This is a genomic window from Amantichitinum ursilacus (assembly GCF_001294205.1).
GTDB lineage: Bacteria > Pseudomonadota > Gammaproteobacteria > Burkholderiales > Chitinibacteraceae > Amantichitinum > Amantichitinum ursilacus.
Window position 1 is genome coordinate 18,579 of record NZ_LAQT01000010.1, and the last position, 25,050, is coordinate 43,628.

22 protein-coding genes are annotated in these 25,050 nt (G+C 61.1%); 9 read left to right on the top strand and 13 right to left on the bottom strand.

Annotated features, from left to right (window positions below):
• Nucleotides 1-301 precede the first annotated feature (301 nt).
• Both WG78_RS13100 and WG78_RS13105 read left to right on the top strand, forming a co-directional pair.
• Entirely contained in the window at nucleotides 302-2,689 is a 2,388-nt protein-coding gene (locus WG78_RS13100; RefSeq protein WP_236692038.1) for a phosphoketolase family protein, read from the top strand.
• 216 nt (nucleotides 2,690-2,905) lie between these two features.
• Nucleotides 2,906-3,694, top strand: a complete 789-nt coding sequence (locus WG78_RS13105) for an inositol monophosphatase family protein (protein ID WP_053938564.1) — start codon at nucleotides 2,906-2,908, stop codon at nucleotides 3,692-3,694.
• 495 nt (nucleotides 3,695-4,189) lie between these two features.
• On the opposite strand, the gene WG78_RS13110 is transcribed toward WG78_RS13105, so the two are convergent.
• The 3 genes from WG78_RS13110 to metX form a co-directional block, all read right to left on the bottom strand.
• On the bottom strand, nucleotides 4,190-5,173 hold the full coding sequence (locus WG78_RS13110; RefSeq protein ID WP_053938293.1) for a Gfo/Idh/MocA family protein: 984 nt from the start codon (nucleotides 5,171-5,173) through the stop codon (nucleotides 4,190-4,192).
• 85 nt (nucleotides 5,174-5,258) lie between these two features.
• A complete protein-coding gene (gene metW / locus WG78_RS13115) occupies nucleotides 5,259-5,882 on the bottom strand; it encodes a methionine biosynthesis protein MetW (protein ID WP_053938294.1) in 624 nt (207 codons plus the stop codon).
• Entirely contained in the window at nucleotides 5,879-7,018 is a 1,140-nt protein-coding gene (metX, locus tag WG78_RS13120) for a homoserine O-succinyltransferase MetX (RefSeq protein WP_053938295.1), read from the bottom strand. Before metX ends, metW begins: the two co-directional genes overlap by 4 nt.
• 238 nt (nucleotides 7,019-7,256) lie before the next feature.
• On the opposite strand from metX, the gene WG78_RS13125 reads away from it, so the two are divergent.
• Together WG78_RS13125 and WG78_RS13130 are read left to right on the top strand one after the other, a co-directional pair.
• Nucleotides 7,257-8,012 carry a glycosyltransferase family 2 protein gene (locus WG78_RS13125; RefSeq protein ID WP_053938296.1) on the top strand — a complete coding sequence of 252 codons (756 nt, stop codon included), beginning with the start codon at nucleotides 7,257-7,259 and terminating at the stop codon, nucleotides 8,010-8,012.
• A complete protein-coding gene (locus WG78_RS13130) occupies nucleotides 8,009-8,851 on the top strand; it encodes a glycosyltransferase family 2 protein (RefSeq protein ID WP_053938297.1) in 843 nt (280 codons plus the stop codon). Before WG78_RS13125 ends, WG78_RS13130 begins: the two co-directional genes overlap by 4 nt.
• A 37-nt stretch (nucleotides 8,852-8,888) precedes the next feature.
• On the opposite strand, the gene WG78_RS13135 is transcribed toward WG78_RS13130, so the two are convergent.
• Nucleotides 8,889-9,815, bottom strand: coding sequence for an AEC family transporter (locus WG78_RS13135; protein WP_053938565.1), 927 nt, complete (start codon nucleotides 9,813-9,815; stop codon nucleotides 8,889-8,891).
• A gap of 105 nt (nucleotides 9,816-9,920) precedes the next feature.
• Between WG78_RS13135 and WG78_RS13140 the strand changes: the two genes are divergently transcribed.
• From WG78_RS13140 to WG78_RS22460, 3 genes are all read left to right on the top strand, one after another.
• Nucleotides 9,921-10,799: a LysR family transcriptional regulator gene (locus tag WG78_RS13140; RefSeq protein WP_053938298.1), complete on the top strand. Its 879-nt coding sequence runs from the start codon at nucleotides 9,921-9,923 to the stop codon at nucleotides 10,797-10,799.
• Nucleotides 10,800-10,824: 25 nt separating this feature from the next.
• Nucleotides 10,825-11,388, top strand: a complete 564-nt coding sequence (locus tag WG78_RS13145; protein WP_053938299.1) for a flavin reductase family protein — start codon at nucleotides 10,825-10,827, stop codon at nucleotides 11,386-11,388.
• 99 nt (nucleotides 11,389-11,487) lie between these two features.
• Nucleotides 11,488-12,420: a hypothetical protein gene (locus WG78_RS22460; protein WP_152969194.1), complete on the top strand. Its 933-nt coding sequence runs from the start codon at nucleotides 11,488-11,490 to the stop codon at nucleotides 12,418-12,420.
• A gap of 203 nt (nucleotides 12,421-12,623) precedes the next feature.
• Here WG78_RS22460 and WG78_RS13155 read toward each other — a convergent pair whose 3' ends face one another.
• From WG78_RS13155 to polA, 9 genes are all read right to left on the bottom strand, one after another.
• Nucleotides 12,624-13,109, bottom strand: coding sequence for a very short patch repair endonuclease (locus WG78_RS13155; protein WP_053938301.1), 486 nt, complete (start codon nucleotides 13,107-13,109; stop codon nucleotides 12,624-12,626).
• Nucleotides 13,109-14,344 (bottom strand): DNA (cytosine-5-)-methyltransferase, encoded by a 1,236-nt coding sequence (gene dcm / locus WG78_RS13160; protein ID WP_053938302.1) that lies wholly within the window; start codon nucleotides 14,342-14,344, stop codon nucleotides 13,109-13,111. The genes WG78_RS13155 and dcm overlap by 1 nt, the downstream gene beginning before the upstream one ends.
• A 66-nt stretch (nucleotides 14,345-14,410) precedes the next feature.
• A complete protein-coding gene (locus tag WG78_RS13165; protein ID WP_053938303.1) occupies nucleotides 14,411-14,884 on the bottom strand; it encodes a DUF4442 domain-containing protein in 474 nt (157 codons plus the stop codon).
• A 124-nt stretch (nucleotides 14,885-15,008) separates the two neighbouring features.
• Nucleotides 15,009-16,322, bottom strand: coding sequence for a hemolysin family protein (locus tag WG78_RS13170; RefSeq protein ID WP_053938304.1), 1,314 nt, complete (start codon nucleotides 16,320-16,322; stop codon nucleotides 15,009-15,011).
• Nucleotides 16,323-16,727: 405 nt separating this feature from the next.
• The gene (locus tag WG78_RS13175; RefSeq protein WP_053938305.1) at nucleotides 16,728-17,924 is read right to left on the bottom strand and encodes a heme biosynthesis HemY N-terminal domain-containing protein; all 1,197 of its coding nucleotides are present in this window, start codon (nucleotides 17,922-17,924) and stop codon (nucleotides 16,728-16,730) included.
• A complete protein-coding gene (locus tag WG78_RS13180) occupies nucleotides 17,921-18,961 on the bottom strand; it encodes a uroporphyrinogen-III C-methyltransferase (protein ID WP_053938306.1) in 1,041 nt (346 codons plus the stop codon). Before WG78_RS13180 ends, WG78_RS13175 begins: the two co-directional genes overlap by 4 nt.
• On the bottom strand, nucleotides 18,958-19,737 hold the full coding sequence (locus WG78_RS13185; RefSeq protein WP_053938307.1) for a uroporphyrinogen-III synthase: 780 nt from the start codon (nucleotides 19,735-19,737) through the stop codon (nucleotides 18,958-18,960). Before WG78_RS13185 ends, WG78_RS13180 begins: the two co-directional genes overlap by 4 nt.
• Nucleotides 19,738-19,740: 3 nt before the next feature.
• Nucleotides 19,741-20,676, bottom strand: coding sequence for a hydroxymethylbilane synthase (hemC, locus tag WG78_RS13190; protein ID WP_053938308.1), 936 nt, complete (start codon nucleotides 20,674-20,676; stop codon nucleotides 19,741-19,743).
• 200 nt (nucleotides 20,677-20,876) lie between these two features.
• The gene (gene polA / locus WG78_RS13195) at nucleotides 20,877-23,603 is read right to left on the bottom strand and encodes a DNA polymerase I (protein WP_053938309.1); all 2,727 of its coding nucleotides are present in this window, start codon (nucleotides 23,601-23,603) and stop codon (nucleotides 20,877-20,879) included.
• Between the two features lie 80 nt (nucleotides 23,604-23,683).
• Between polA and WG78_RS13200 the strand changes: the two genes are divergently transcribed.
• Nucleotides 23,684-24,421 carry an LOG family protein gene (locus WG78_RS13200; RefSeq protein ID WP_053938310.1) on the top strand — a complete coding sequence of 246 codons (738 nt, stop codon included), beginning with the start codon at nucleotides 23,684-23,686 and terminating at the stop codon, nucleotides 24,419-24,421.
• A gap of 103 nt (nucleotides 24,422-24,524) precedes the next feature.
• On the top strand, nucleotides 24,525-24,878 hold the full coding sequence (locus WG78_RS13205) for a DUF2782 domain-containing protein (RefSeq protein WP_083459066.1): 354 nt from the start codon (nucleotides 24,525-24,527) through the stop codon (nucleotides 24,876-24,878).
• The last annotated feature ends 172 nt before the right edge of the window (nucleotides 24,879-25,050 follow it).

The window sequence follows — 25,050 nt, forward strand, 5'->3', positions numbered from 1 at the left end:
TCCGTTTTTTACATTTCTGTCCTGGATTTGACCGGCATATTTTTCAAAATATGCCAGGATATTTTCACGGCACTTGCTGGCACTTAGGCTGACCAAACGCGTAGATGCTGCGCGTCGTAACGTCAAGGCAATGGCGCTGCGGCACATTACGCGAATCCGTAGGGACCAGTTAGCAATCCCGCTTTGCTTTGACATGCGTCAGAAAGACGCAGGCGGGCACTGCATATACTGGCCTCAATTCGCTGCCCGCCCGCATCTGGCGGACAACGCCCAGTTATCTTCCTTACCCCTGAGGTGAACCGTGGCTCAATCAGCGCTCCCGAACGATCTCGTCGACAAGATGCACGCCTATTGGCGCGCAGCAAACTACCTGTCTGTAGGTCAGATCTACCTGCTCGACAATCCCCTGCTTAAACAACCGCTCAAGCGCGAACACGTCAAGCCGCGATTGCTGGGGCACTGGGGTACCACACCGGGTCTCAACTTTATTTATGTCCACCTTAACCGGCTGATCAAAGACCAAAACCAGTCCGTGGCTTACATTGCAGGCCCTGGCCACGGTGGCCCGGGTCTGGTGGCCAACACCTGGCTGGAAGGCACCTACAGCGAGGTCTACCCCAATATCGGCACCGATGCTGAAGGCATCCAGCGTCTGTTCAAGCAGTTCTCGTTTCCGGGTGGTATTCCGTCGCACGTGGCGCCAGAAACCCCGGGCTCGATGCACGAAGGTGGCGAACTGGGTTATGCCGTGTCGCATGCCTACGGCGCGGCCTTTGATAACCCGGATCTGCTGATTGCCTGCGTGGTGGGCGATGGCGAAGCCGAAACCGGCCCGTTGGCCACCAGTTGGCATTCCAACAAGTTTCTGCATCCGGTTAATGACGGCACCGTGCTGCCGATCCTGCACCTGAACGGCTACAAGATCGCCAACCCGACCGTGCTGTCGCGCATTTCGCATGACGAGCTGCAAAAGCTGTTCGAAGGCTATGGCTACAAGCCGTACTTTGTTGAAGTGGGCGAGGACGTGCATGACTACGCCGACATGCATCAACGCATGGCCGCGACCCTCGACACCATCTACGCCGAAATCAAGGACATCCGGAGCAAGGCCAAAGCCGAACAGGATGCAGGCAAGCCGGTTACCCGTCCGCGCTGGCCGATGATCATTTTGCGCAGCCCCAAAGGCTGGACCGGCCCGGTTGAAATCGACGGCAAAAAAGTGGAAGGCTACTGGCGCAGCCACCAGGTGCCGTTCTCGGACATGACCCCCGAGCACGTCAAGAACCTGGAAGACTGGCTCAAGAGCTACAAGCCGGAAGAACTGTTTACCGAAACCGGCGCGCTGCGCCCGGATCTGGCCGAACTGGCGCCGGAACACGATCTGCGCATGGGCGCCAACAAGCATGTCCACGGCCTTACCTCGCGTGATTTGCGCATGCCGGACTTTCGTAAATACGAAGTCAAATTTGACCGCCCTGGCAACGCCGTGGCTGAAGCCACGCGCGAAATGGGCAAGTTTTTACGCGATGTAATGAAAGAAAATCTGGACTCGAAAAACTTCCGTTTGTTCGGGCCGGATGAAAACGCCTCCAACCGTTGGCAAGACGTGTATCAGGTAAGCGGCAAGCAATGGCAGGCTGAATATCGCGACGAAGACACCAACAACGACTTCCTGGCGCAAAACGGCCGCGTGATGGAAATCCTGTCCGAGCACACCTGCCAGGGTTGGCTGGAAGGGTATCTGCTGACGGGTCGCCACGGTTTCTTCAGCTGCTACGAAGCGTTTATCCACGTCATCGATTCGATGTTTAACCAGCACGCCAAGTGGCTGAAGACCACGCGCCATATTCCGTGGCGTCGTCCGATTCCGTCGCTCAATTATCTGTTGACCAGCCACGTATGGCGTCAGGATCACAACGGGTTCTCACATCAGGATCCGGGCTTTATTGATCACGTGGTCAACAAGAAGGCCGAGGTCATCCGTGTCTATCTGCCGCCTGATGCCAACACGCTGCTGTCGGTAACAGACCATTGCCTGCGTTCGCGCCATTACGTCAACGTGGTGGTGGCGGGCAAGCAGCCGGCGCTGCAATACCTGACCATGCAACAGGCCATCAAGCATTGCACCAAAGGCGTGGGCATCTGGGACTGGGCGTCCAACGACCAGGGCGGCGAGCCGGATGTGGTACTGGCTTGCGCCGGTGATGTGCCGACCATGGAAGCACTGGCGGCCACCGATTTGCTGCGTCAACACTTCCCGGACCTGAAAATCCGCTTTGTGAACGTGGTCGATCTGATGACGCTGCAACCCAAGGTGGAACACCCGCACGGCCTGGATGACCATGAGTTTGATTCGGTGTTTACCACCGACAAGCCGGTGGTATTTGCCTTCCACGGCTACCCATGGCTGATCCACCGCCTGACCTATCGTCGCAACGGCCACGACAACCTGCACGTGCGTGGTTATATCGAAAACGGCACTACGTCCACGCCGTTCGATATGGTGGTGATGAACCAGGTGGACCGTTATTCGCTGGCGATGGATGTAATCGACCGCGTGCCGCATCTGGCCGTCAAGGGTGCGCATATCCGGCAGAAATTCGAAGACAAGTTGGTGGAACACAAGCATTACATCAACGAAGTCGGCGACGACATGCCGGAAGTCAAAGACTGGAAATGGCCGTACTAAGCAAGTTGTAACTTGCGGTGCACAACGAAACAGCCCGCCTTAGCGCGGGCTGTTTTAGCGTGTGCAAACCCGCGCCGACAAAGCAATACGCAAAAAACCGGCTGACCATTACTTTCTGCTCGCATACAATCAATCGACTCCTGGTGCGTAGCACAATGGTTACGACTACGTTGCGCGCCGTCCCCAACACCGCTGCTGGAGCCGCTTGTGTCAGATCTGGAACTGCTCAACCGACTGTGTGATCTTGCCCGTGAAGTAGCTGCACGCGAGGTCATGCCGCGTTTTCTGAATGTGGCCAGCGGCCGCAAACAGGATGGCAGCCTGTTTACCGAGGCCGATCTATCCAGTCAGGCGGCGCTGGTCAAAGCACTGCCCGAACTGGCCCCACATCCGGTATTGGGCGAAGAGATGACCACGCACGAGCAGCTTGATCTGCTCAACCATCATCGCGACGGTCTGTGGGTGGTTGATCCGATTGATGGCACCACCAACTTTGTGCACGGCCTGCCATTTTTTGCGATTTCGATTGCGTTGATGCGCGAAGGCAAATCGGTGCTGGGCGTGGTGTACATGCCGGTCACCGATGAATGTTTCAGCGCCGCGGCGGGCCACGGCGCGTGGCTGAATGGCAAACCCCTGCCACTCACCAGCCCCGATATCGTCAGCGGCGACGGCATAGCGCTGGTCGACACCAAATATCTAACCGGCCGCCTGCCCGCGCGCGTGGTCACCGTGGCGCCGTTCAGCAGCCATCGCAACTTTGGCGCGTCCACGGTGGACTGGTGCTATCTGGCGGCGGGCAAGGTGGACATGATGCTGCACGGTTCGCAAAAGCTATGGGATTACGCAGCAGGCGCGCTGATTGCCGAAGAAGCCGGTTGCAGCCTGGCCACGTTCCATCACGACAATTATTGGGAAGACGTGCAGATGCAGCGCTCGGTAATCGCAGCGCGCACGCCCGAGCTGTTTGCACCGTGGCTGCACTGGGTGCGTTCTAACCTCTAATCTAACCACCCGCGCCCCCGGAACATGCATAGGGTGGGTCATGACCCACCATTCAATGCCATCACCCAAAGCAGCGAAATTAACATGCGGCTCTGAGAGGTGGGTCTAGACCCACCCTATGCAGCCATCTTGCATGACATTCAACTCATAGGGTGGGTCGTGACCCACCATTCAATGCCATTACCCAAGAGCAGCGAAATTGACATGCGGCTCTGAGAGGTGGGTCATGACCCACCCTATGCAGCCATCTTGCATGACCATTCAACTCATAGGGTGGGTCATGACCCACCATTCAATGCCATTACCCAAAGCGGCGAAATTGACATGCGCCTCTAAGAGGTGTGTCTAGACCCACCCTATGCAGCCATCTTGCATGACCATTCAACTCATAGGGTGGGTCGTGACCCACCATTCAATGCCATTACCCAAGAGCAGCGAAATTGACATGCGCCTCTGAATGGTGGGTCTGGACCCACCCTATGCCGCATCTACGGATTACAACCCGCGTTCAAACGGATAAACCAGATCCAGCCCGGCGCGGGCGTGGTCCAGCAGCCGGATCATGGCGCGCGACACGTCGTGCGACAGAATCGGGCTCTGCAATTTGCCCGCGCGCAGCAGATCGCAGAAATGCGCGGTCTCGTAGTTAAGCCCGCTGCCCACGATATCGTCCGACAACTCCACCACGCGGCCATCCTTGTAATGGATGCTGGCGCGCTGCGGGCTCCACCATTTTTCGTGGATCACCACGTGGCCGCCGGGGGCCGCCAGCATCGCGTCGCCTGCGCCATCAATGCCGAGGCCGCAATAGATTTGCGACCAGCCTTTGGCATGCTGGCTATTCACCGCAGCAAAGGTATCCACGCCGCGCACCACCTTGCCCTGCGTCTGCACGTTGGTGGCGTCACCCAGAAAAGACACCGCCAGATAAGCGCCATAGATACCAATATCCAGCAGCCCGCCGCCAGCCATGTCAGCGCGATACAGATTGTGTTCCACTGGCACATCCGGGCTGGCGAAGCCCGCGCGCACAAACTGGATATCGCCGATCGGGTCGGCCGCCAGCGCTTCGCGCAGCTTGGTAAACAGTGGATAGAACGGCGGCTTCATCGCTTCCATAAACAACTTGCGGTGCACGGCGGCGTGCGCCAACACGGCTTCGAGTTCGCCCAGGCTGGTGGCAGCTGGTTTCTCGCTCAGCACCGCCTTGCCCGCCTGTAATGCAGCGATGCTGTATTGCGCATGGCTGGTGTGCGGGGTGCCGATGTAGACCGCGTCGATCTCACTGGCCAGCAATGCTTCCAGCGACGCCACTGCGGTGGTGCCAAAGTCCTGGGCAAACTGCTGCGCTTTCTCGGGCGTGTGGTTCCATACTGCCGCCAGTTGCGCGTTGGGCACATCCTTCAAGCCTTCCGCAAAGCGGCGCGTGATGCCGCCACTACCGATCACACCAAAACGTACGATGTCCGTGTTCGCCATGCTGTACTCATCCTTTTATTGCTTGTTCGATGTCGCATTCGAGGGTTGCAGTGCAACATAAGTTCGCGCCAGCTTGCAAGTTGTGTCAGTTCTTTTCAAAGCGCATCAGCGCCAGGCTGCCGCGCAGATTGGGCAGCACATGAATGCGCGCATTCTGGTGCATCACCACTTGCCCGGTGGCGTGCATGCCCAATTTGTTAAGCAGCCGGCCAAAGTCATACACGGTGCACAAATGGATGTTGGGCGTGTTGTACCACTCGTACGGGATGGTCTCGGACACCGGCATGCGCCCCAGCGCCAGCTGCCAGCGGTTTTCCCAAAAACCGAAATTGGGAAACGTGACGATGCCGGTCCGGCCCACGCGCAGCATTTCGTTCAGGATGTTCTCGATGTTGTGCATGGCCTGGATGGTCAGCGACAGCACCACAAAATCAAAGCTACCGTCTTCAAACGTACCCAGGCCGCTCTCAAGGTCAGACTGGATGACATTAACCCCATGCTGCACGCACGCCGTTACGCCATCGACATCAATCTCCACGCCATACCCGCGCACGCGCTTGTTGGTGGCCAGCCAGTGCAGCAAAGCGCCATCGGCGCAGCCTAAATCCAGCACATTGCTATCGGCCGGAATCCAGTCCGCCACATTGCGCAAATCCGCGCGCAGGTCTTTGTGTTGGGAGTGAGAGGAATGCGAGTGAACGGCGCTCATGCGTTGATCTCCGCGGCAACGCGGTTCAGATAAGCCCGCATGATGTTGATATAGGGCGCGTCTTCCATCAGGAAGGCATCGTGGCCATGGCGCGATTCAATCTCGGCATAGCTGACTTCCTTGCGCGCATCCAGCAGCGCCTTGACGATCTCGCGGGAACGCGCGGGCGAAAAGCGCCAGTCCGAGGTAAACGACACCACCAGAAATTTCGCCACGGCCTGGCGCAATGCTTCGGTCAGATCGCCGTCGTAATGGCGCGCCGGATCAAAATAATCCAGCGCCTTGGTCATCAGCAGATAAGTATTGGCGTCGAAATAATCCGAAAACTTGTCGCCCTGATAGCGCAGATACGATTCGATTTCGAACTCGACGTCGTAGCCATACAGATATTCGCCACTACGCAGCAAGCGGCCGAATTTCTCGCCCATGCCGTCGTCGCTTAAATAAGTGATATGGCCCAGCATGCGCGCCAGACGCAGGCCGCGGCGCGGCACGGTGTTGTGCGCGTAATAATCGCCGCCATGGAAATCCGGATCGGTCAGGATGGCCTGGCGCGCCACATCGTTGAAGGCGATGTTCTGTGCGGTCAGCTTGGGCGCGGAGGCAATCACTAACGCATGGCGCACACGCTCCGGATAGCTGATAGTCCAGCGCAGCGCCTGCATGCCGCCCAGGCTGCCGCCGATAATGGCGGCAAAGCGATAAATGCCCAGCTGATCAGCCAGCCGCGCCTGGGTTTCCACCCAGTCGCGCACCAGTACCAGCGGAAAGCTCGATCCATACGGCTTGCCCGTTGCGGGGTCGATGCTGGAAGGCCCGGTCGAACCATGACAACCGCCCAGGTTGTTCAGCCCGATCACAAAAAAACGGTTGGTATCGATCGGCTTGCCCGGCCCCACCATGTTGTCCCACCAGCCTGCGGCCTTGTCGGTTTCTTTGTAGCGACCGGCCACATGGTGGTGCCCCGACAGCGCATGGCAGATCAGGATGGCGTTGGATTTCTCGGCGTTCAGCGTGCCGTAGGTCTCGTAGACCAATTGATAATGCGGCAACACAACGCCGCTGGAGAGTGCAATCGGCGTGTCGAACACCGCCGTCTGCGGTGTGACCAGACCAACACTGCCAGAACCTTGCATGGGTGATTCCTGTGTACTGTGCGGGCAACCAGAGCGCAGCCGCCGCCGTGAGCGAGTGGATGATTTTATCCAATGCCGCCGTGCATCGCATCAAGCAATCACCGCACGCCCACCGCCATCGCCCGCCAGCGCGGCTTTTGCCCCCGATGCCCTCTATACGGGGCAGGCGCGGGGCGGCGCTTGTGTTGGGGTGCCAGGTTGGCGATCATAGCGCCCTGTCCTTTTTGCGCTTCTGATCATGCCCACTCTCGGCGTTGCCCTGATTACCAAAAACGCCGCCGCGCACCTTGCCCCGTGTCTGCAAGCCGTGGCGTGGGCCGACCGTATTGTCGTGCTTGATAGCGGCAGTACCGATGCCACGCTGGAGATCGCACGCGCACATGGCGCCGAAGTGCATATCAACGCGCAATGGCCTGGTTTTGGTCCGCAAAAAAACCGTGTGCTGGCTTTGCTGGATACCGACTGGATTCTGGCCATCGACGCCGACGAAGTGGTCAGCCCGCAACTGGCCGCATCGGTGCAGCAACGCGTGGCCAACACCACCACTGCGGGCGATGTCTACAGCCTGTCGCGCCTGTCCAATTATTGCGGGCGCTGGATGAAGCATTCCGGCTGGTATCCCGACCACGTGGCGCGCCTGTTCCGCCGCGGTAGCGCGCATTATTCGGATGACCTGATCCACGAGCGCCTGGTGTACAGCGGCCCTGCGCCCGCGCTGGCGGGCGAACTGCTGCATTACTCGTTTGATAACCTTGATCAGGTGCTGGACAAGGTCAACCGTTACTCCGCCGCCGGGGCTGAACAGCGTTTGCAACGCGGCCAGCGCGCGTCGTTGGGCAAGGCGGTGTTTAAAGGTTTCTGGACCTTTGTGCGCACGTATTTCTTCAAGGCCGGTTTTCTGGACGGGCGCGAAGGTTTTATCCTGGCGGTATCCAACGCCGAAGGCGCGTACTACCGTTATCTCAAACTCATGTATCTGCAAGAACGCCCGTGAAAGTCGCCATTATTGTTTCGACCTATAACCGCATCGACGCCCTCAATGCGGTGCTCAGCGCGCTGTCGCAACAGACCGGCGTGACCGCGGCGGACTGGGAGGTCCTGGTGGCCGACGATGGTTCCGGCCCGGCCACGCGCCAGTGCATCGAAAGCTGGCAACAGCGCTTTCCGTGCCGGTTGGACCATGTCTGGCACGAAGACACCGGCTTTCGCCTGGCCGCCATCCGCAACCTCAGCGTCGGCCGCACGCGCGCCGATTACCTGGTGTTTCTGGATGGCGATTGCATGCCTTTTCCCGACTTTGTGGCGCAACACCGCGCGCTGGCCGAACACGGCTGGTTTGTCGCGGGCAATCGGGTATTGCTCAGCGAGCGCTTTACCCCCGAGCTACTGGCATCACCCACCCCCGCCGCCCCCATCCACTGGAACCCACTGCAATGGCTGGCCGCGCGTTACGGCGGCAAGGCCAATCGCGGCTGGCCGTGGTTGCGCTTGAGCCTGAGCCAGATGCGCAAACGCCGTCCCACGCGCTGGCAAGTGCTGAAGGGCTGCAATATCGGTGTATGGCGTCATGATTTTCTGGCGGTGGATGGCTTTGATGAGGCGTTTTCGGGTTGGGGGCATGAGGATTCGGACTTTGCCATCCGGCTGATTCGCGCCGGGCTCAAGCTCAAGGACGGCCGCTTTGCGGTGCCGGTGCTGCACTTGTGGCACAAGGAAAATGACCGCAGCCAGCAACCGGAAAACCAACGCCGTTTGCAGGCGACGTTGAATGGCAAGCACACCCGGGCCGAGCGCGGATTAAGCCAGTACGCCAATCCAGGCACGCGCGGTTAACCGAGAGAAATGATCCACCGGCGTGTGCCACCCGCCGTCAGCTGATGTACATCAGGCAGATCGACAGCGTAACCAGCGACCCGAGCGTCGAAACCAGAATCACGCTCGACACCACCGCCGCCTCGCGCCGATAAAACTCTGCCAGCATAAACGGCCCGGTGCCGGTGGGCAGCGCGCTAAGCAACAGCGCCGAATTGGCCCACAGCGGCGGCAGATGCAGCACGCGAAACGCCAGAAACCACGTTACCAGCGGCTGGATAATCAGCTTGGCCAGCACTAGCGCCATCGATCCCTGCCGCGTGCCTTCCTGCTTTTGCGCCAGAAACAAACCCAGCGCCACCAGCGCGCACGGGCTGGCCGCGCCGCCGAGCAATTTCATAAACGTATGCACCGCGCTCGGCAGCGGCTGGCCGGTGGCGGCCCAGCACGCGCCCAGAATCGGCGAGACGATCAGCGGATTGCTGGCCAGCGCCTTCACTACTTTCAGCACAGCGTGATGCAGTTTCTTTTCGGTCTGCAGGCCTACCTCGATGCACACCACCGCCACGCCAAACAGCACGCACACCACCACCAGCGTGGCCAACAAGGCCGGTTCCAGACTGTCTTGCCCCAGCGCCAGCACACACAGCGGAATTCCGATAAAGCCGGTGTTGGCATACGACGCGCTCAGGCTATCGATACTGGCATCCACCAGCCGCCGTTGCTGACGTAGCCGCGCCAGCAGCGTAATCACAAACACCGCCGCCGAGCCTGCGCCAAACGCCAACAAAAAGCCCGGTTGCCACACTTGCTGCCAGCTGGATGCCGCGGTCACGTCAAACAGCAAGGCGGGCAGGCCCAGCCACACCACAAAGCGATTCAGTTCCGAGGAGGCGGCAGGCCCCAGCTTGCCGCTGCGGCGGCACACATAACCCGCCAGGATCAGCGCAAACACGGGCAAAACGGCGTGGATAACAGCAAACATGATGGGCAGCGCGCGCACGGTCTAAGGCAAGGAACTCAGCTTAACCATCGCCATCGATGCGGGCCAATGCTATATAGAGGGCTGATTGATACTGGATGAGCATCGATGCTGGAAACCCGTCAGCTGCATTATTTTGTCGCCCTGGCCGACACGCTGCACTTTGGCCGCGCTGCCGAGCAATTGCATATCACGCAGCCGCCGCTATCGCGCCAGATTGCGGCGCTGGAACAGCAACTGGGCGTTACCTTGCTGGCGCGCAATTCGCGTAGCGTTACGCTCACGGCGGCTGGGCGACGATTGCACGCCGAGGCCAGGCAGATTCTGGCTGCGCTGGCGCAAGCCGAGCGCGTCACACGTTCCACCGCGCAGGGCGAGCTGGGCGAAGTGCGGCTCAGCTTTACCATGGCCGCAGCGTGGAATGTGCTGCCCGCCTTGCTGAAAACCTGGCAACACGGCGCACCGGGCATCACGGTGACCTTGCGCGAAGTGACGCCCGACGTGCTGGCCGACGCGTTGGCGCGCGGCGAGACCGACCTGGCCATCACCTTTCCATGGAAACAACCGAGCCTGCTGCACTACCAGCCGCTGTTTGCCGAGCCGCTGTGCGCCGTATTGCCCGCGGCGCATCGGCTGGCACAACACACTACGCTGGATGTGGCGCTGCTGGCGCAAGAACCCTTCATCACGTTTCCGCGCGACGTCGCCCCGGCCCTGCACGATGCAGTGTTTGGCTGCTGCATGGAACACGGTTTCGCACCCGCCATCCAGCTGGAAACCCGCCTGCAGCAAACCATCGTCAATCTGGTGGCGGAAGGCCTGGGCGTAGCGCTGGTGCCCGCGTCGATGCGCAAAATGCAATTGGCGGGCGCGGTATTTATTGATCTGGCGCGCAGCCCTCAGGTTGAACAGGGCCTGAGCTGGAGCGCGCACAACGATAATCCGTGTCTGCCGCTGTTGTTAGCGCTGACGCCGGCCCCATCTTGAGCAAATTGCCTCCAGGACCCCTGCCATGCGCCAACCCGTAGAACTCGCCAAATCGTATCGTCTGCTGAACCACGGCCCCACTGTGCTGGTCACCAGCGCGCATGGTGGCAAACAGAATGTGATGGCCGCCGCGTGGGCGATGCCGCTGGATTTTGCGCCTGCCAAAATGCTGGTCATCATCGACAAGAAAACCGCCACGCGCGGTTTGATCGAAGCCTCGGGCGAATTTGCGCTGAACATCCCCAGCCGCGCGATGGCTGAAGCGACGCTGAAAGTGGGCTCGGTGTCGGGTGCGGATGTGGACAAGTTTGCCGCGGTGGGGCTGACCACGTTTGCCAGCAGCCAGATTGGCGCACCGCTGATTGAAGGCTGCCTGGGCTGGCTGGAATGCAAGGTGATTCCCGAGCCACACAACCAGCAAGCGTATGACATGTTTATCGGCGAAGTGGTGGCCGCGCATGCCGATCCGCGCGTGTTTAATGGCGGCCATTGGCAACACGACGAAGGCGTGCCGCGCTCGATTCATTACATTGCGGGCGGCTCGTTTTTTGAGACGGGCGATATCTTCGAGATTAAATCGGAGCGCTAACCGGCGCGAACGGGATCAGGCGGCCTGCCTGATCCCCTGCTCACTTATTTAGCTTTGGTTTTGGCTTTGCTGGCGGACGCCTTGCTGGCGGCTTTGGGCTTGGCCGCAGCTTTGCTGGCGGTGGCTGCTTTGGAGGTCGCTGCTTTTGGCGCTGCGGCCTTGGCGGTGGCGGATTTTGTGGCGGCGGATTTTGTGGTGGCGGATTTTGCCGCAGCCGGTTTGGCCGCTGCCGCTTTCGGTGCCGCCGCTTTCGGTGCCGCCGCTTTGGCCGTGCTGGCTTTGGCCGTCGCCGCTTTACTGGTCGCTACCTTTGTTGTGGCGGTAGCCGCGCCGCTGGAGGGCTCCGCCGCAGCCTTCGTCGCAGGCTTCGCAGCCGCAGTTTTCGGGGCCGCTTTTTGGGTGGTGGCGGTTTTGCTGGCGGTGGCTTTAGACGTGGCCGATTTGTTCGTCGTCGCTTTGCTCGTCGCTGCTTTGCTCGTCGCTGCTTTGCTGTCCGTTGCCGAAGCGCTGGCCGCTGGTTTCGCTGCGGCTTTCTTCGCGGTGCTCGCGGTGCTCGCGGTTTTGGCTGCCGGTTTAGCGGTGGCGGCTTTGCCGGTCGTGGATTTGGCGGCTGCGGTTTCAGGCGCTGCCGTCTTGCTGGATGCCGCCTTCGCTTTCGGTGCGGCCTTGGCGCTGCTGCTGGCCTCGGCCGTCGCTGCGGCAGCGGTTTTGCTGGCCGGCTTTGCAGACGCTTTTGCAGCTGGTTTTGCCGCCGCCTTGGATGTGGCTTTCGCTGCCGGTTTGGCTGCCGCCTTGGTCGCCGCCTTGCTCGCGGTTTTGCTCACGCTGCTGGCGGTGGTGGTGGCCGCTGTCACCGCAGCGGTATCTGCCGCGGCCGCTTTCGGTTTGGTGGTTTTCGGGGTGGTGGTTTTAGCTCCGGTCGCCCGTGTTGCCTTGGGAGGAAGCTTGGCCGTCGCCGCGACGATGCCGGGCGTGGCGGAAGTGGTTTTACGGGTTGCGGGTGCCTTGGCCATGGTGGTCCTCATCAAGTGAATTCTGAGCAGTTTCTGCACAAAAATAGGCGGTGCCTGGGCCCGCGCCTACCAGACAACTCAATCGCGCCGCCAGACGGCGCGTATCCACAGCCTTATTACCCATAACCGCACGCCAGCTTTGCAAAGCCGCACCAGCGCCGCTGCGGATGCATACAGCATAGTCGCTAATGCGCCACATAAAAGCTGGCAAGCCCAGTGCAATCAAATGGCGGCGTTTTCTGCCAGCGTCTGCACGCCGGTTTCGCCAATCTGGCTATCGGCCGCATCGCTACGCAGCCACTGCGCCACATAGTCGATCAGCAAAAATTCGGGGTTGCGGCGGGCGGCGCGCACCGCGCATTCCCACACCACCAGCACGCGCCAGCCCAAGGTTTGCAGCGCGGCGATATCACGTTGATCGCGTGCGCGGTTCTGGTTGATTTTGCCCATCCAGAATTCGGTGCGGGTTTGCGGCACTTTAAAGTAACGGCAATCGTGGCCGTGCCAGAAACAACCGTGAATCAACACCACCGCGTTATGGCGTGGCAGCACCAGATCGGGTTTGCCCGGCAGTGTTTTTACATGCAGTCGATAGCGCAAGCCGCGCGCGTGCAGGCCGTGACGCAAGATCAATTCGGGGGACGTATTCTTGCCGCGGATGCCAGACATCATCCGGCTGCGGGTGGCGGCGTCCACCACGTCGGTCATCACGCCACCACGCGTTCCGGCGCTGCATCCAGCCACGGCCGCACCAGCCGCGCCACCTCGGCAAACACCGGCACTACCACCGAATTGCCAAACTGTTTGTACGCACGCGTATCCGAACACGGAATGCGAAAACTATCCGGATAGCCCATCAGCCGCGCGCATTCCCGCGGGGTAAGCCGGCGCGGGTTCTGGCCCGGGCCGGCGTCAACCAGGATTTCGGAGCCATCTTTGTAATAGCGCGCTGACAACGTGCGCGTAACGCTGTGCGCGTTCACCAGGCCAAAGCCAAAGCCATTGCCTTTGGCGCGATGCTTGTCGGCATACATTTGCAGGTAGGCCCACAGCTTGTCGGTCAGCGTGTATTTGGGCTGCACCTGGCGCCGGGCGTGGTCAAAAAAGCGATCGCCATCGTGTTCCAGCACAGGTTCGCTGCCATCGGTGCGATGCAGGATTTGCCCCAGTCGCACCGTGCCTTTTTCGGGTAGATCAAGCGCATCCCAACTAAATGGCACTGGATCGCGGAAGCCGACAATCACGATGCGTTCGCGGTGCTGCGGCACCCAATGCTGGCCGTCCAGAATGCGGTAATGCACGTGGTAACCGAGCTCTTCGCGCAGCGTGTGCAGGATGACGGCAAAGGTGCGGCCCTGATCATGCGAGTGCAGGTTTTTGACGTTTTCCAGCACAAACGCTTTGGGCCGATGCGCCGCCAGTATCCGCGCCACATCAAAAAACAAGGTGCCCTGGGTGGCATCGGCAAAACCGTGTGCGCGGCCCAAGGCGTTTTTCTTGGAAACGCCCGCAATCGAAAACGGTTGGCACGGAAACCCCGCCAGCAGCACGTCGTGTTCGGGGATCACCGCTTCGGCCACCTGCGTGATATCGCCCGCCACTTCCTGGCCATCGGGGTAATTGGAGTGATAGGTCTTTTGCGCGTAGGCATCCCATTCGCTGGTAAACACGCACTGCCCGCCCGCGCCTTCAAATGCCTGGCGCAAGCCGCCAATACCGGCGAACAGATCGATAAAACGGAATTCATCGCCACCGCCCGCATACGGCGTTTGCGCCAGCATCTGGCGCAAGGCGGCGTCGACATAGGCTTTGGGCTTACTCTCGCCATTCATCCAGCGGCCCACCGTCACCGGATCCACCCCAAGCTGTTGCGCCACAGCGGGGCGGGAATAGCGTTGCAGTACGTCTTGCAACAGCGCGAGTGTGGTGGGGGCAGTGGTCATCAGAGGTCGGCGGGAATTTTTGCTGCATTATGCATGCAGTTATCCCGCCGGACCAAGCGGCGTGCGTTATTGGACGGAGTCTTTGGCCACGCGGTGCTGCGGCTTCTTGCGCACGTACACCGTCTTTTTGACCAGCGCCACGCGCTTTTGCTGTGCGTCGAAGATTTCGACGTCGAACTCGGCCAGGTGTTTGTCGCCGTCGGCGGTGGCGGCGCGGATGGCGTCGATTTGCGCCTGGTTGAGCGTAAACGTGGCGCGCACGGTGCCGCGGCCGGGGGCTTCAAAGTCGATTTCGGCGCGGCGGTCCCACACGTAGTAATCGCGGCCCATGATCTGCATCAGCATCGCCATGTACCACGGGTCGGTCATGGCATACAGGCTGCCGCCAAAGTGCGTGCGCATGATATTGAGGTTAAGCCAGTACGAGCGCATGGCGACGTCGATGCGGCGGAAGTCTTTGGCGACGTGGGTGCAGCGGATGCCGGCAAACAAAAACGGCGGCCACAGGTTGATCAGAAAGCGCCACAAAAACAGATGCATGATCGAGCGATCCGGAGAAAGACAAAAACGTGGCCGCAGTGTGCGCGCCGCGCCGGGCGGCGGCGATCAGCAATCACCGCGACGTGGATGTTTGAAACGGCCGCAGGCGGGCGTAGGCGTAAGGTTAGCCGCCTGCCAGTTCGTCGGTTTTGGGGTAGACGCGCACCAGCAGAATGCGTGGCCCGCGCATCTTTTTGATGACCAGGCTAAAGGCGTCGAACTCGATGCGTTCACCTTCATCCGGTACGCGGCCGGTTTGCAACTGCACCAGGCCACCGACGGTATCGGCATCGCCACTTTCGATATCCACGCCCAGCGCGCGCTCCAGCGTAATCACCGGCAGATTGCCTTTGCCGATCATCGAACCGTCGTCGAGCATGGTCCAGTCGTCCTGGTTCTGGCGGAATTCGTCGCGGATTTCACCGACCATCGCGCTCAGCAAGTTATCCATGGTGATAAAGCCCAGCGGCTCGCCATCGCCATACGCGACGATGGCAAAGTGCGGCGCGCCGCGGCGCAGGCGGTCGAGCAGATCGCGCGCCATCAGCGTGGGGGGCACCACTTCGGCCGGGCGCACCAGCGGGTCGAGCGTGTTGCCGAGTCGGCCATAGCGGTTGGCCAGAAAGATGTCTTTAACGTGGACGATGCCCTCCACCTTGCCCACCTGGTTGAGGTAGGGGTAGCGGCTGTAGCGATGCTGCGCCATGCGGTCCAGGTTGGCTTCCAGCGGCTCGCGCGCGTCCAGGCAGACGGCTTCGGTAAACGGGTGCATCAGGTCGGCGACATCCAGCGTGGGAAAGTCCAGCGACTGCGCCAGCACACGCCATTCCTTGCGGCTGCGCGACGCGTCGGGCTTGCTGCTGCGTAGGATCAGCTTGAGTTCGTCGGCGGAATATTCGCTGTCGTGGCCGTGTTCGGGGCCCAGGCCCACCACTTTGAGCACCAGCGTGGCGCTGGTATTAAGCGCCCAGATGGCCGGGTACATGGTCCAGTAAAACGCGTACAGCGGTGGCGCGGTCCACAGGCCGATTTGTGCGGAGCGGCGGATGGCCAGCGATTTGGGCGCGAGTTCGCCCACCACGATATGCAGAAACGAGATAGTGAAAAACGCGACAGCAAACGACACGCCGTGGATGATTTCGATGCTGGTCACGCCCAGCGCGTGCATCAGCGGCTCGATCAGCTGCGCAAAAGCAGGCTCGCCCACCCAGCCCAGACCCAGCGAGGCCAGCGTAATGCCCAGCTGGCAGGCGGAGAGATAGGCATCCAGATTGCTGTGGGTTTTTTCGAGAATGCGGCCGCGCCAGCCATAGATGCGGGCCATGGCCTTGACCTGGGTGGCGCGCAGTTTGACCAGCCCGAATTCGGCGGCCACAAAGAAACCGTTGAGGAAAACCAGCGCAAAGGCCAGCAACACTAACAGGAGACTACTGCTCATCAGGTCGGTGAAAGCGAAGGGGAATGGGGGTCACTCTAACATGCCCGGCGGCAGCGGGGGCTTGGCATGCAGCCCGCCCACCCGCGGCGAACGCATAGGGTGGGTCTCGACCCACCGTCCAAAGTGGCGTAGCAAAGCGCTGCGGCCCGACCCTCGGCTTTGGATGGTGGGTCTAGACCCACCCCATGGGTAGCGGGCGATCAACCGTTTCTTGCGCCGAATTTGCGCATAGTGTGGGGCTCGGCGCCCCCGTCGAGACCCACCGTCCAAAGCGGCGTAGCAAAGCGCAGCGGCCCGAGCCTCGGCTTTGGATGGTGGGTCTAGACCCACCCTATGGATAGCGGGCGATCAACCGTTTCTTGCGCCGCAGTCGCGCTTGGGGTGGGTGGAGCCCCACCCCATCGGTTAACGGCCCAACGCCAGTTCGAGGCTGGCGCGGTAATGGCGCGCGGCTTCTTCGTGGCGGTCGAGTTGTTCCAGCAAGCTGGCCAGTTCGGCATGAGCCAGTGCGGTTTTTTCGACGGCCAGGCAGGCTTCGAGGTAGTTCTGCGCTTTGCCCCACAAGCTGCGTGCGTGGCACAAACGGCCCAGCGTCAGCAGCAGCTGGTAATCGTTGGGACGCGTGTGCAGCCAGGTTTCCGCCAGTTGCAGTTGTTGTACGCGCGCTTCGGCGGGCAGATGCAAGCGGCCGTAGCGTTCGACCAGCTCGGGCGACCATTGCAGCGCCAATGCTTCTTCGATGATGCGGCGCGCGTCTTCCGGCGCATCGTGCGCCACCAGTTGGTCGACCATCGCCAGCACAATCGCGGGCGCTTGTTTGTCGTCGGCGCTGAGCTTGCTCCACCACACTTTCAGCTCCGCCAGCGACATCGGCACGCTGGCCAGCAACGACAACTGCGCCTGGATACGGATACGGCTGGCCTGCGCGGCGTCCAGCGCTTCGGAGCGCGACAACTGGTCCACCAGTTGCAGCACCGCTTGCGGGTCGTCTTCGCGCTGGCGCAAACGCAATTCCAGTCGCATGGCCGCGGTCAGCTTGGGCGAAATCGCACGCGCTTCGGCGATGGCGACATCGGCGTCGGCATAGCGGCGCTCATCCAGATACAGCTCGGCCATATTCATGGCCAGCGCCAGCTTTTGCGGGCCACCCAGCTTTTGCTTGAGATCGGCAAAGTGCTTGTCGCGGCGCGCAAAGTCGCGCATCGCATGGGCAGCGCGGGCGGCCAGCAAACCGTTGACCGCAATCGCTTCCTGCGCGGTACTCAGCGCCAGCGCCTCGGCGGCCAGGCGTTCGGCGCGTTGATAGCGGCCTTCAAAAAACGCGATGCGCGCTTCGCGCTCCAGCTTGATCGAGGCATCCAGCCGCTGGCGTTCGCGATACTTGCGCACGCGTGTGGGCAAGCCGCCCAGCTCGGCCACCACGCGGGTGATCGCGTACACGATCACCACGGTGAGCACCACCAGCAGGATAAATACGTTGATCGAAATTTCGATGCGCCACGGCGGCACAAACAACAGCGCGTAACCAGTGTTGAGTTGCGCAAACAACGTCACACCGACCGCAAGCGCAAACAGCGCAACCAGCCAGATCAATATCTTCACGGCTTGGCCCTTTCCGCCACGGCGCGCGCATTACGCACGGCGGCCAGGCTGGTGTCGAGCGTGGGCAGCGTCAGCGTCAGCGACGCTTGCGCCAGTTGCTTGATGCGCGCCTGCACTTCTTGCGTGTTGGCGGCGCTGTTATCGAAATACTGCTGCAGATATTTCTGCGCGGCGGCCAGGTCGGCGCTGTACGACTTTTGATCGTGGCGCAACAAGGCGCTGCGCGCATCCAGCAAACGCAGCTTGATGTTCTCGCGCAAAAAGAAAGCCTGGTCCGGCGACAGCAGCACGGCGTCGGGCTTGTCCATGCGGCGGATGACGATCAGTTGCTTCAGCTCGTTCCAGACTTCGCTACCAAAGTCGGTGACGGCGCCGCGCGATGCAGGCTGGTTACCCAGCGGCACCACCGGATGCGTGTCGATGGCCAGTGGCAGACGGTCCAGCGTTTCCATCACGCTGTCCAGTTGCGCGGTCATGCCGACGATATCGAGCGCGGGCAGTGTTTTGAGCTTCTCGATATCTTTGCTGAGTACCTGGCGCACGGTGATCAGCTCGGGCTTGTTCAGCTCCAGCAGCTTCTGGTCGGCGCTGTTGAGCGCCACCAGCGCGGCGTCCACACCGCCCGCCAGTTGCAGTTGCTGGCTGGCGGCGGTGAGCGTTTGTTCGATATCAGCCAGCGCGCGTTGGGTTTCGGTACGGGTGAGGCTGTCGTACAGATTGTTGAGCGTGGCCTGTTGGCCCTGCGCCTGCTGATCATGCGCGGTAAGCAGCGCCAGCTCTTGCTCCATCGTGCGCAACCGCGTTTGCGATGCGGTAAATGCGGCTTGCGCTTCGTTGGCGCGCTGCGTTTGCACGGCCAGTTGCGCAGCCAGATGGTCTTTTAGCGCGGCGGTTTGCTGCTGCTCATAGATAAATGCGCCCGCAGCGGCGATCAGCGCCAGGCCACCCAGCACGAGTGCCACTTGCGGCGGGCCAAAGCGCTTGGGCGCGGTGTTCGGCGTAAAGGCAGCCGAGAGAGAATCTTGTTCCAGTGTCATGGCGTCCTGTTGAAATGACGGCACAGCGTGTTCACGATGCCTTGGTCCCCCGCTTCGGTCAGCACGTGCCGGCTGGCGCCATGGTGCGCCAGGACAGCGGCAATGCGCGGGTGTGGCGTGAAATACTGCATGGATTGTAGCCGCTGGACAAGCGCGGCTCCAGACTGCGTAAACAGGTAAGCGGCGGCTTCGGAGCTGGAAACGATGATGCCATCGCAACCGGCGTCCAGCAGACGCGCCAGTGTGGCGGCATCAAGCTGCGGTGGCAATCGGCGATAAGCCGACACGATATCGACCTGCGCGCCGCGGGCGATCAGCGTTTGCGCCAGCACTTCGCGCCCGCCATTGCCACGCAAAATCAGCACGCGCTGGCCCTGGATTACCTCGGGCGCAAAGGCGGCTTCGGCCAGCAAGCCTTCGCTATCAAATTGCGTGGCTGGGCAGATGATTTGCTCGTCGCGCAAACCGAGTTCGCGCGCGCGGCGGGCGCTGCCGGGGCCGACCACCGCCAACGGCACGTCGGCGGGCCAGGCTTGCTCACCCAGTTGCGCAAACACCGAATCGAGCGCCGAGGGGCTGATGGCGATGGCCACGGCGTAGTCGCCCAATCGTGCCAGCGCCGCGTGCAAAACCTGCGGGTCTTCCGGCGGCAGGATTTGCAGCAGCGGCACGCGCACCGGCGTGGCCCCCGCTTGCTGCAACAGGTCGCACAGTGGGTCAGCCTGCGCCTGCGGCCGGGTAACCCACAGGCGGCGACCTTGCAGCGCCAGCGACATCGCTTATTGGCCCAGCGTTTTAAGGATTTCGGCGGCGCCTTCAGTCAGCAGCAGATCGGCCACCTGATTGCCCAGGCCATCGGCCGCCGCACGCGACCCATTGGCTTCGGCATAGACGATGTCACTGCCATCGGGGCTGGCGACAAAGCTGCGCAGGCGCAAAAAGCCGTCATCGTCTTCGGCAAACGCACCCAGCGGCACCTGGCAAGAACCACCGAGGCGGCGCGACACCGCGCGTTCGGCTTCCACACACGCGGCCGTCGCAGCGTGGTTCAGCGGGGCCAGCAGCGCTTTCAGATCATCGCGGCTGGCCAGGATTTCGATGCCCAGCGCGCCCTGCCCCGGTGCGGGCAGGCTGTCTTCGGCACTCATCAGCGCGCGGACGCGCTCGCCCATCTCCAGGCGGATCAGGCCGGCGGCGGCGAGGATGATGGCGTCGTATTCGCCTTCGTCCAGTTTGCGCAGCCGCGTGTTGATATTGCCGCGCAACGGCTTGATGACCAGATGCGGAAAGCGTGCGCGCAGCTGGCTTTCGCGGCGCAGGCTGGAGGTGCCCACCACCGCACCGGCGGGTAAGTCGGCCACGGCGGCGTAGGTATTCGAGACAAACGCATCAAACGGCGATTCGCGCTCCGCCACGGCGGCCATGGCAAAGCCTTCCGGCAGCACCATCGGCACATCTTTCATCGAGTGCACGGCCAGATCGGCGCGGCCATCCTGCAGCGCGGTTTCGAGTTCTTTAACAAACAGGCCCTTGCCACCGATTTTGTTAAGGGTGACATCAAGAATGCGATCGCCTTGCGTGGTCATACCCAGCAGCTCAACCGTCAGGCCGGGGTACAGCGCCAGCAGACGGTCGCGGATATGGTGGGCTTGCCACAGCGCCAGCGGGCTTTCACGCGTGGCGATGACGAGACGGGTAGGAGCGGTAGTGGTCATCTTTTCAAATCACAGAGTTATGGGGTGGGTCCGGACGGGGGCGCCTGGTCCCACCGTTCAAAGCCATGGGCACATGGCGCAGCATCAGGCACAGCATCCGGCACAGCACGGCCCCAGGTTTGAACGCCGTAAGGAGTCCATAGCAAAGGCCACAGCATCAGCCAGCGCCTTTGGAGGGTGGGTCTTGACCCACCCTATGGTCAGTGGGCTTGATCCCAGTTAAGGCCGATGCCGACATCGGCCACCAACGGTACTTTCAGCGCCGCCACGTCCGCCATGATCTTGGGCAATTGTTCCTGCACCAGCGCAACTTCGGCATCGGGTACTTCGAGGATCAGTTCATCGTGCACCTGCAGCACCAGCCGGCTGGTGAGCGGGCCGTTGCTCAGCCAGTCGTGGGTAGCCAGCATCGCCAGCTTGATCAGGTCCGCTGCGGTGCCTTGCATCGGCGCGTTGATCGCCGCGCGTTCGGCCCCGGCGCGTTGCATCGGGTTGGCGGCCTTGATGGTGGGCAGCCACAGCTTGCGGCCGAACACGGTTTCGACAAAGCCACGCTGGCGCGCTTCGGCGCGAGTGCGTTCCATATACGCGGCCACACCGGGAAAACGGCCGAAGTAGCGGTCGATATAGTTCTGCGCGGCGCTGCGTTCAATCTCCAGCGATTGCGCCAGGCCAAATGCGCTCATGCCATAGATCAGGCCAAAGTTGATGGTCTTGGCATAACGGCGTTGCTCCGGCGACACCTCGATCGGCATCACGCTGAATACTTCGGCGGCAGTGGCGCGGTGCACGTCCATGCCTTCCTGGAACGCCTTCAGCAGCGCTTCGTCGCCCGACAGATGCGCCATGATGCGCAACTCAATCTGCGAATAATCGGCCGAGATAATCTTGTGCCCCAGCGGCGCAATAAATGCCTCGCGGATGCGCCGGCCTTCGGCGGTGCGGATCGGGATGTTCTGCAGATTAGGGTCGCTGGAACTCAACCGCCCGGTCACCGCCACGGTCTGGTTAAAGCTGGTGTGCACGCGGCCCGTAGCCGGGTTGAGCATGCTGCCCAGCTTGTCGGTATAGGTGGATTTCAGCTTGGACAGGCTGCGATGTTCCAGCAGCACTTTGGGCAGCGGAAAATCCTTGGCCAGTTCTTGCAGCACATCTTCATCGGTGGATGGCGCGCCCTTCGGCGTTTTTTTGGTCACCGGCAGGCCGAGCTTTTCAAAAAAGATTTCGCCAATCTGCTTGGGACTGCCCAGGTTGAACGGCATGCCAGCCAGTTCGTAGGCTTGCTGTTCCAGCGAGATCAAGCGCAAGCCCAGCTCATGGCTTTGCTTGCTGAGCAATTGCGCATCCAGCAGCACGCCGGTGCGTTCCATCTGGAACAACACATCGCGCACCGGCAATTCGATATCGCGATACAGCGCTTCCAGCCGCGGTTCTTGCGCCAGTCGTTCTTGCAGCGCGGCGGCCAGGCGCAGCGCGATATCGGCATCCTCGGCGGCATAATCGGTGGCTTGTTCGATGGCGACTTCATCAAAGCCGATCTGCTTGGCGCCTTTGCCGCACAGATCTTCATATTTGATGGTGGTTTCGCCCAGTTCGCGCTCGGCCTGGTCGTCCAGATTGTGGCGTTCGTGGCTGGCCAGCACATAGGACATCAACAGCGTGTCGTCGGCCACGCCCCGTAGCGTGATGCCGTGGTTGGCAAACACGTGCTGATCGTATTTAAGGTTCTGCCCCAGCTTTTTGTGGGTGGGCGATTCCAGCCACGGTTTGAGCTGCGCCAGCGTTTCATCAAACGGCAGCTGGTCGGCGGCGGCGGTGCCGCGGTGCGCCAAGGGCAGATAGGCGGCCTGGCCCGGCGCAATCGCAATCGAGATACCGACGATGCGCGCGCGCAGCGGATCAAGACTGGTGGTTTCGGTATCCACCGATACCACGTCGGCATCGTGGATTTTCGTCAGCCAGGCGGCCAGTTGTTCGGGCGTGCGGATGGCCTCGTAATGGCGTTCCACCTTGCTGACCGGCGCGGCCACGGCTTCGGTGCCCGGCAACACGCCCGCGCCATCGGCGATGCGGGTTTCGGCTTCGCGCAGCCAGGTGCGGAAGTTGTAGCGGCGGAACATTTCCAGCAGCGTATGCCAGTCTTCGTGCGTGGGGGCCAGGTCCAGCAGTTGGTTGGGCAGTTCCTGGGTCAGATCGACATCGCATTTGATGGTGACCAGGCTGCGGCCGGTGGGCAGCCATGCCAGCGTATCGCGCAGATTTTGCCCGACCACGCCGCCGATCTTGTCGGCATTGGCCACCAGGTTATCCAGCGTCTGATATTCGGCCAGCCATTTGGCCGCGGTCTTGGGGCCGCATTTGGGCACGCCGGGCACGTTGTCGACGGTATCGCCCACCAGCGTCAGAAAATCGACGATCTGATCGGGCCGCACACCAAATTTGGCCAGCACACCGGCTTCGTCCAGCACTTCTTCGGTCATGCTGTTTTCGATGCGCACGCAACCGTTAACCAGCTGCGCCATATCCTTGTCGCCGGTGGAGAGGATGGTTTCGATGCCTTGGGTGCAGGCCACCAGCGCCAGCGTGCCGATCACGTCATCGGCCTCAACGCCATCCACGCACAGAATCGGCACGCCAAACGCGCGCACGGCGGCATGGATGGGCTCCACTTGCGAGCGCAGTTCGTCGGGCATCGGCGGGCGTTGAGCTTTGTACTCAGGGTAGATATCGTCGCGAAACGTCTTGCCCTTGGCGTCAAACACACAGGCGATGTAATCGGCCGGCGTGGTCTGGCGCAGTTTGCGCAGCATGTTCACAAAGCCGTAGATGGCGTTGGTGGGCGTGCCATCGGGGGCCGACAGTTCGCGGATCGCATGAAAAGCGCGGTACAGATAAGACGAACCATCAATGAGCAAAAGCCTGGGCATCAGGGCAAACCCTCTTATACTGGAAACCGGACGACGCCCTCGCCGCCCGGCTTTATTCACAAACATCAAAAGATACGATCATGAGCTTGAAAGACAAGCTGCCGCAGTATTCTGACCCGTCCATGGCCACAGAAGACCTGCAGCAATGGCGCACCCGCGAGTCGTGGCGCGTGTTTGAAATCATGGCGGAATTTGTAGAAGCCACCGAACGTTTACAGCCGATCCAGCCTGCTGTTTCGATCTTTGGCTCGGCGCGTACGCCAGTCAGCCATCCGTATTATAAGCTGACCGAACAACTGGCCCGCTTGTTATCTGATGCCGGCTTTGCGGTGATCTCGGGCGGTGGCCCTGGCATTATGGAAGCGGCCAACAAAGGCGCGTTTGAGGGCAAGAGCCCGTCGGTGGGTTTGAATATCCAGTTGCCGCATGAGCAAAGCGGCAATCCGTATCAGGATATCAGCCAGAGCTTTCGCCACTTTTTTGCGCGCAAGGTGATGTTTGTGAAGCACGCGACGGCTTATGTGGTGATGCCCGGTGGCTTTGGCACGCTGGACGAGCTAAGCGAAGCGTTAACGCTGATCCAGACGGGCAAGACCCGCAAGATTCCGGTGATTCTGATGGGCAGTAGCTTCTGGGGCGGTATGGTCGAGTGGTTTCGAAGCACGCTGGTTAACGAAGGCATGATTGCCGCCCACGATATGAATCTGATCCAGGTGATCGACGAGCCAGAACAAGTCGTTAACGCCATTTTTGATTTTTATGAGACGCGTGGTTTCGAAATGTCGCCCGCCGAACGCGAGATGCAGTTCTCGCTCTAAGTGACGATGGACTCCGCGGATCGGATCGCCGTAATCCGCGCCGCGTCTTTAACCGTTATTTGCAGAGCACCCACAACAAAAAAGTGCCCAAGGAGAAACGCTCATGCGCCCCCTCAACAAATTAGTCCCCCTGCTGGCCTTGCTGGCTGGGTTTGCCCAGGCCGCAGCCCCCAGCAATGGCAAGACCGAACCCGATGCCCCGCCGCCGCCGCCGATGCCCGCCACCGACAGCCCGGTGCAGGCCGCCGAACAACCCGAAGTGCGCATCATTGAAAAAGCCGATTCCACCGTCACCGAATATCGTATGCACGGCAAGCTGTACATGATGAAAGTGACGCCCAAGGTGGGCGCGCCGTATTACATGGTCGACCGTGAAGGCAACGGCCGCTTTAGCGAATCAGGCGATCTGGGCGGTGACAACCTGGCGCCACCGCGCTGGGTTCTGGTTGAATTCTGATAGCGGGTTTGAAACAATGCCGGCGGGCAACCCCGGCATTGCTTTCTCTGGCTAGAGGCCAGAGCGTCTTCCCAGGCCTGTCATCAGCGGCGCAGTCACGCTCCGGGGTCTTGTGGTTCAATCAGTCCGCTCTACCGCTCGGTAGCGCCGCAACACCAGGCACAGGTTTACA

Excerpts from the sequence above, each read along its gene's own strand:
- WG78_RS13110 (WP_053938293.1), bottom strand. The coding sequence starts at position 5,173 with ATGGCGAACACGGACATCGTACGTTTTGGTGTGATCGGTAGTGGCGGC.
- metW (WP_053938294.1), bottom strand. The coding sequence starts at position 5,882 with ATGAGCGCCGTTCACTCGCATTCCTCTCACTCCCAACACAAAGACCTG.
- metX (WP_053938295.1), bottom strand. The coding sequence starts at position 7,018 with ATGCAAGGTTCTGGCAGTGTTGGTCTGGTCACACCGCAGACGGCGGTG.
- WG78_RS13125 (WP_053938296.1), top strand. The coding sequence starts at position 7,257 with ATGCCCACTCTCGGCGTTGCCCTGATTACCAAAAACGCCGCCGCGCAC.
- WG78_RS13135 (WP_053938565.1), bottom strand. The coding sequence starts at position 9,815 with ATGTTTGCTGTTATCCACGCCGTTTTGCCCGTGTTTGCGCTGATCCTG.
- WG78_RS13140 (WP_053938298.1), top strand. The coding sequence starts at position 9,921 with ATGCTGGAAACCCGTCAGCTGCATTATTTTGTCGCCCTGGCCGACACG.
- WG78_RS13145 (WP_053938299.1), top strand. The coding sequence starts at position 10,825 with ATGCGCCAACCCGTAGAACTCGCCAAATCGTATCGTCTGCTGAACCAC.
- WG78_RS13155 (WP_053938301.1), bottom strand. The coding sequence starts at position 13,109 with ATGACCGACGTGGTGGACGCCGCCACCCGCAGCCGGATGATGTCTGGC.
- dcm (WP_053938302.1), bottom strand. The coding sequence starts at position 14,344 with ATGACCACTGCCCCCACCACACTCGCGCTGTTGCAAGACGTACTGCAA.
- WG78_RS13165 (WP_053938303.1), bottom strand. The coding sequence starts at position 14,884 with ATGCATCTGTTTTTGTGGCGCTTTCTGATCAACCTGTGGCCGCCGTTT.
- WG78_RS13170 (WP_053938304.1), bottom strand. The coding sequence starts at position 16,322 with ATGAGCAGTAGTCTCCTGTTAGTGTTGCTGGCCTTTGCGCTGGTTTTC.
- WG78_RS13180 (WP_053938306.1), bottom strand. The coding sequence starts at position 18,961 with ATGACACTGGAACAAGATTCTCTCTCGGCTGCCTTTACGCCGAACACC.
- WG78_RS13185 (WP_053938307.1), bottom strand. The coding sequence starts at position 19,737 with ATGTCGCTGGCGCTGCAAGGTCGCCGCCTGTGGGTTACCCGGCCGCAG.
- hemC (WP_053938308.1), bottom strand. The coding sequence starts at position 20,676 with ATGACCACTACCGCTCCTACCCGTCTCGTCATCGCCACGCGTGAAAGC.
- polA (WP_053938309.1), bottom strand. The coding sequence starts at position 23,603 with ATGCCCAGGCTTTTGCTCATTGATGGTTCGTCTTATCTGTACCGCGCT.
- WG78_RS13200 (WP_053938310.1), top strand. The coding sequence starts at position 23,684 with ATGAGCTTGAAAGACAAGCTGCCGCAGTATTCTGACCCGTCCATGGCC.
- WG78_RS13205 (WP_083459066.1), top strand. The coding sequence starts at position 24,525 with ATGCGCCCCCTCAACAAATTAGTCCCCCTGCTGGCCTTGCTGGCTGGG.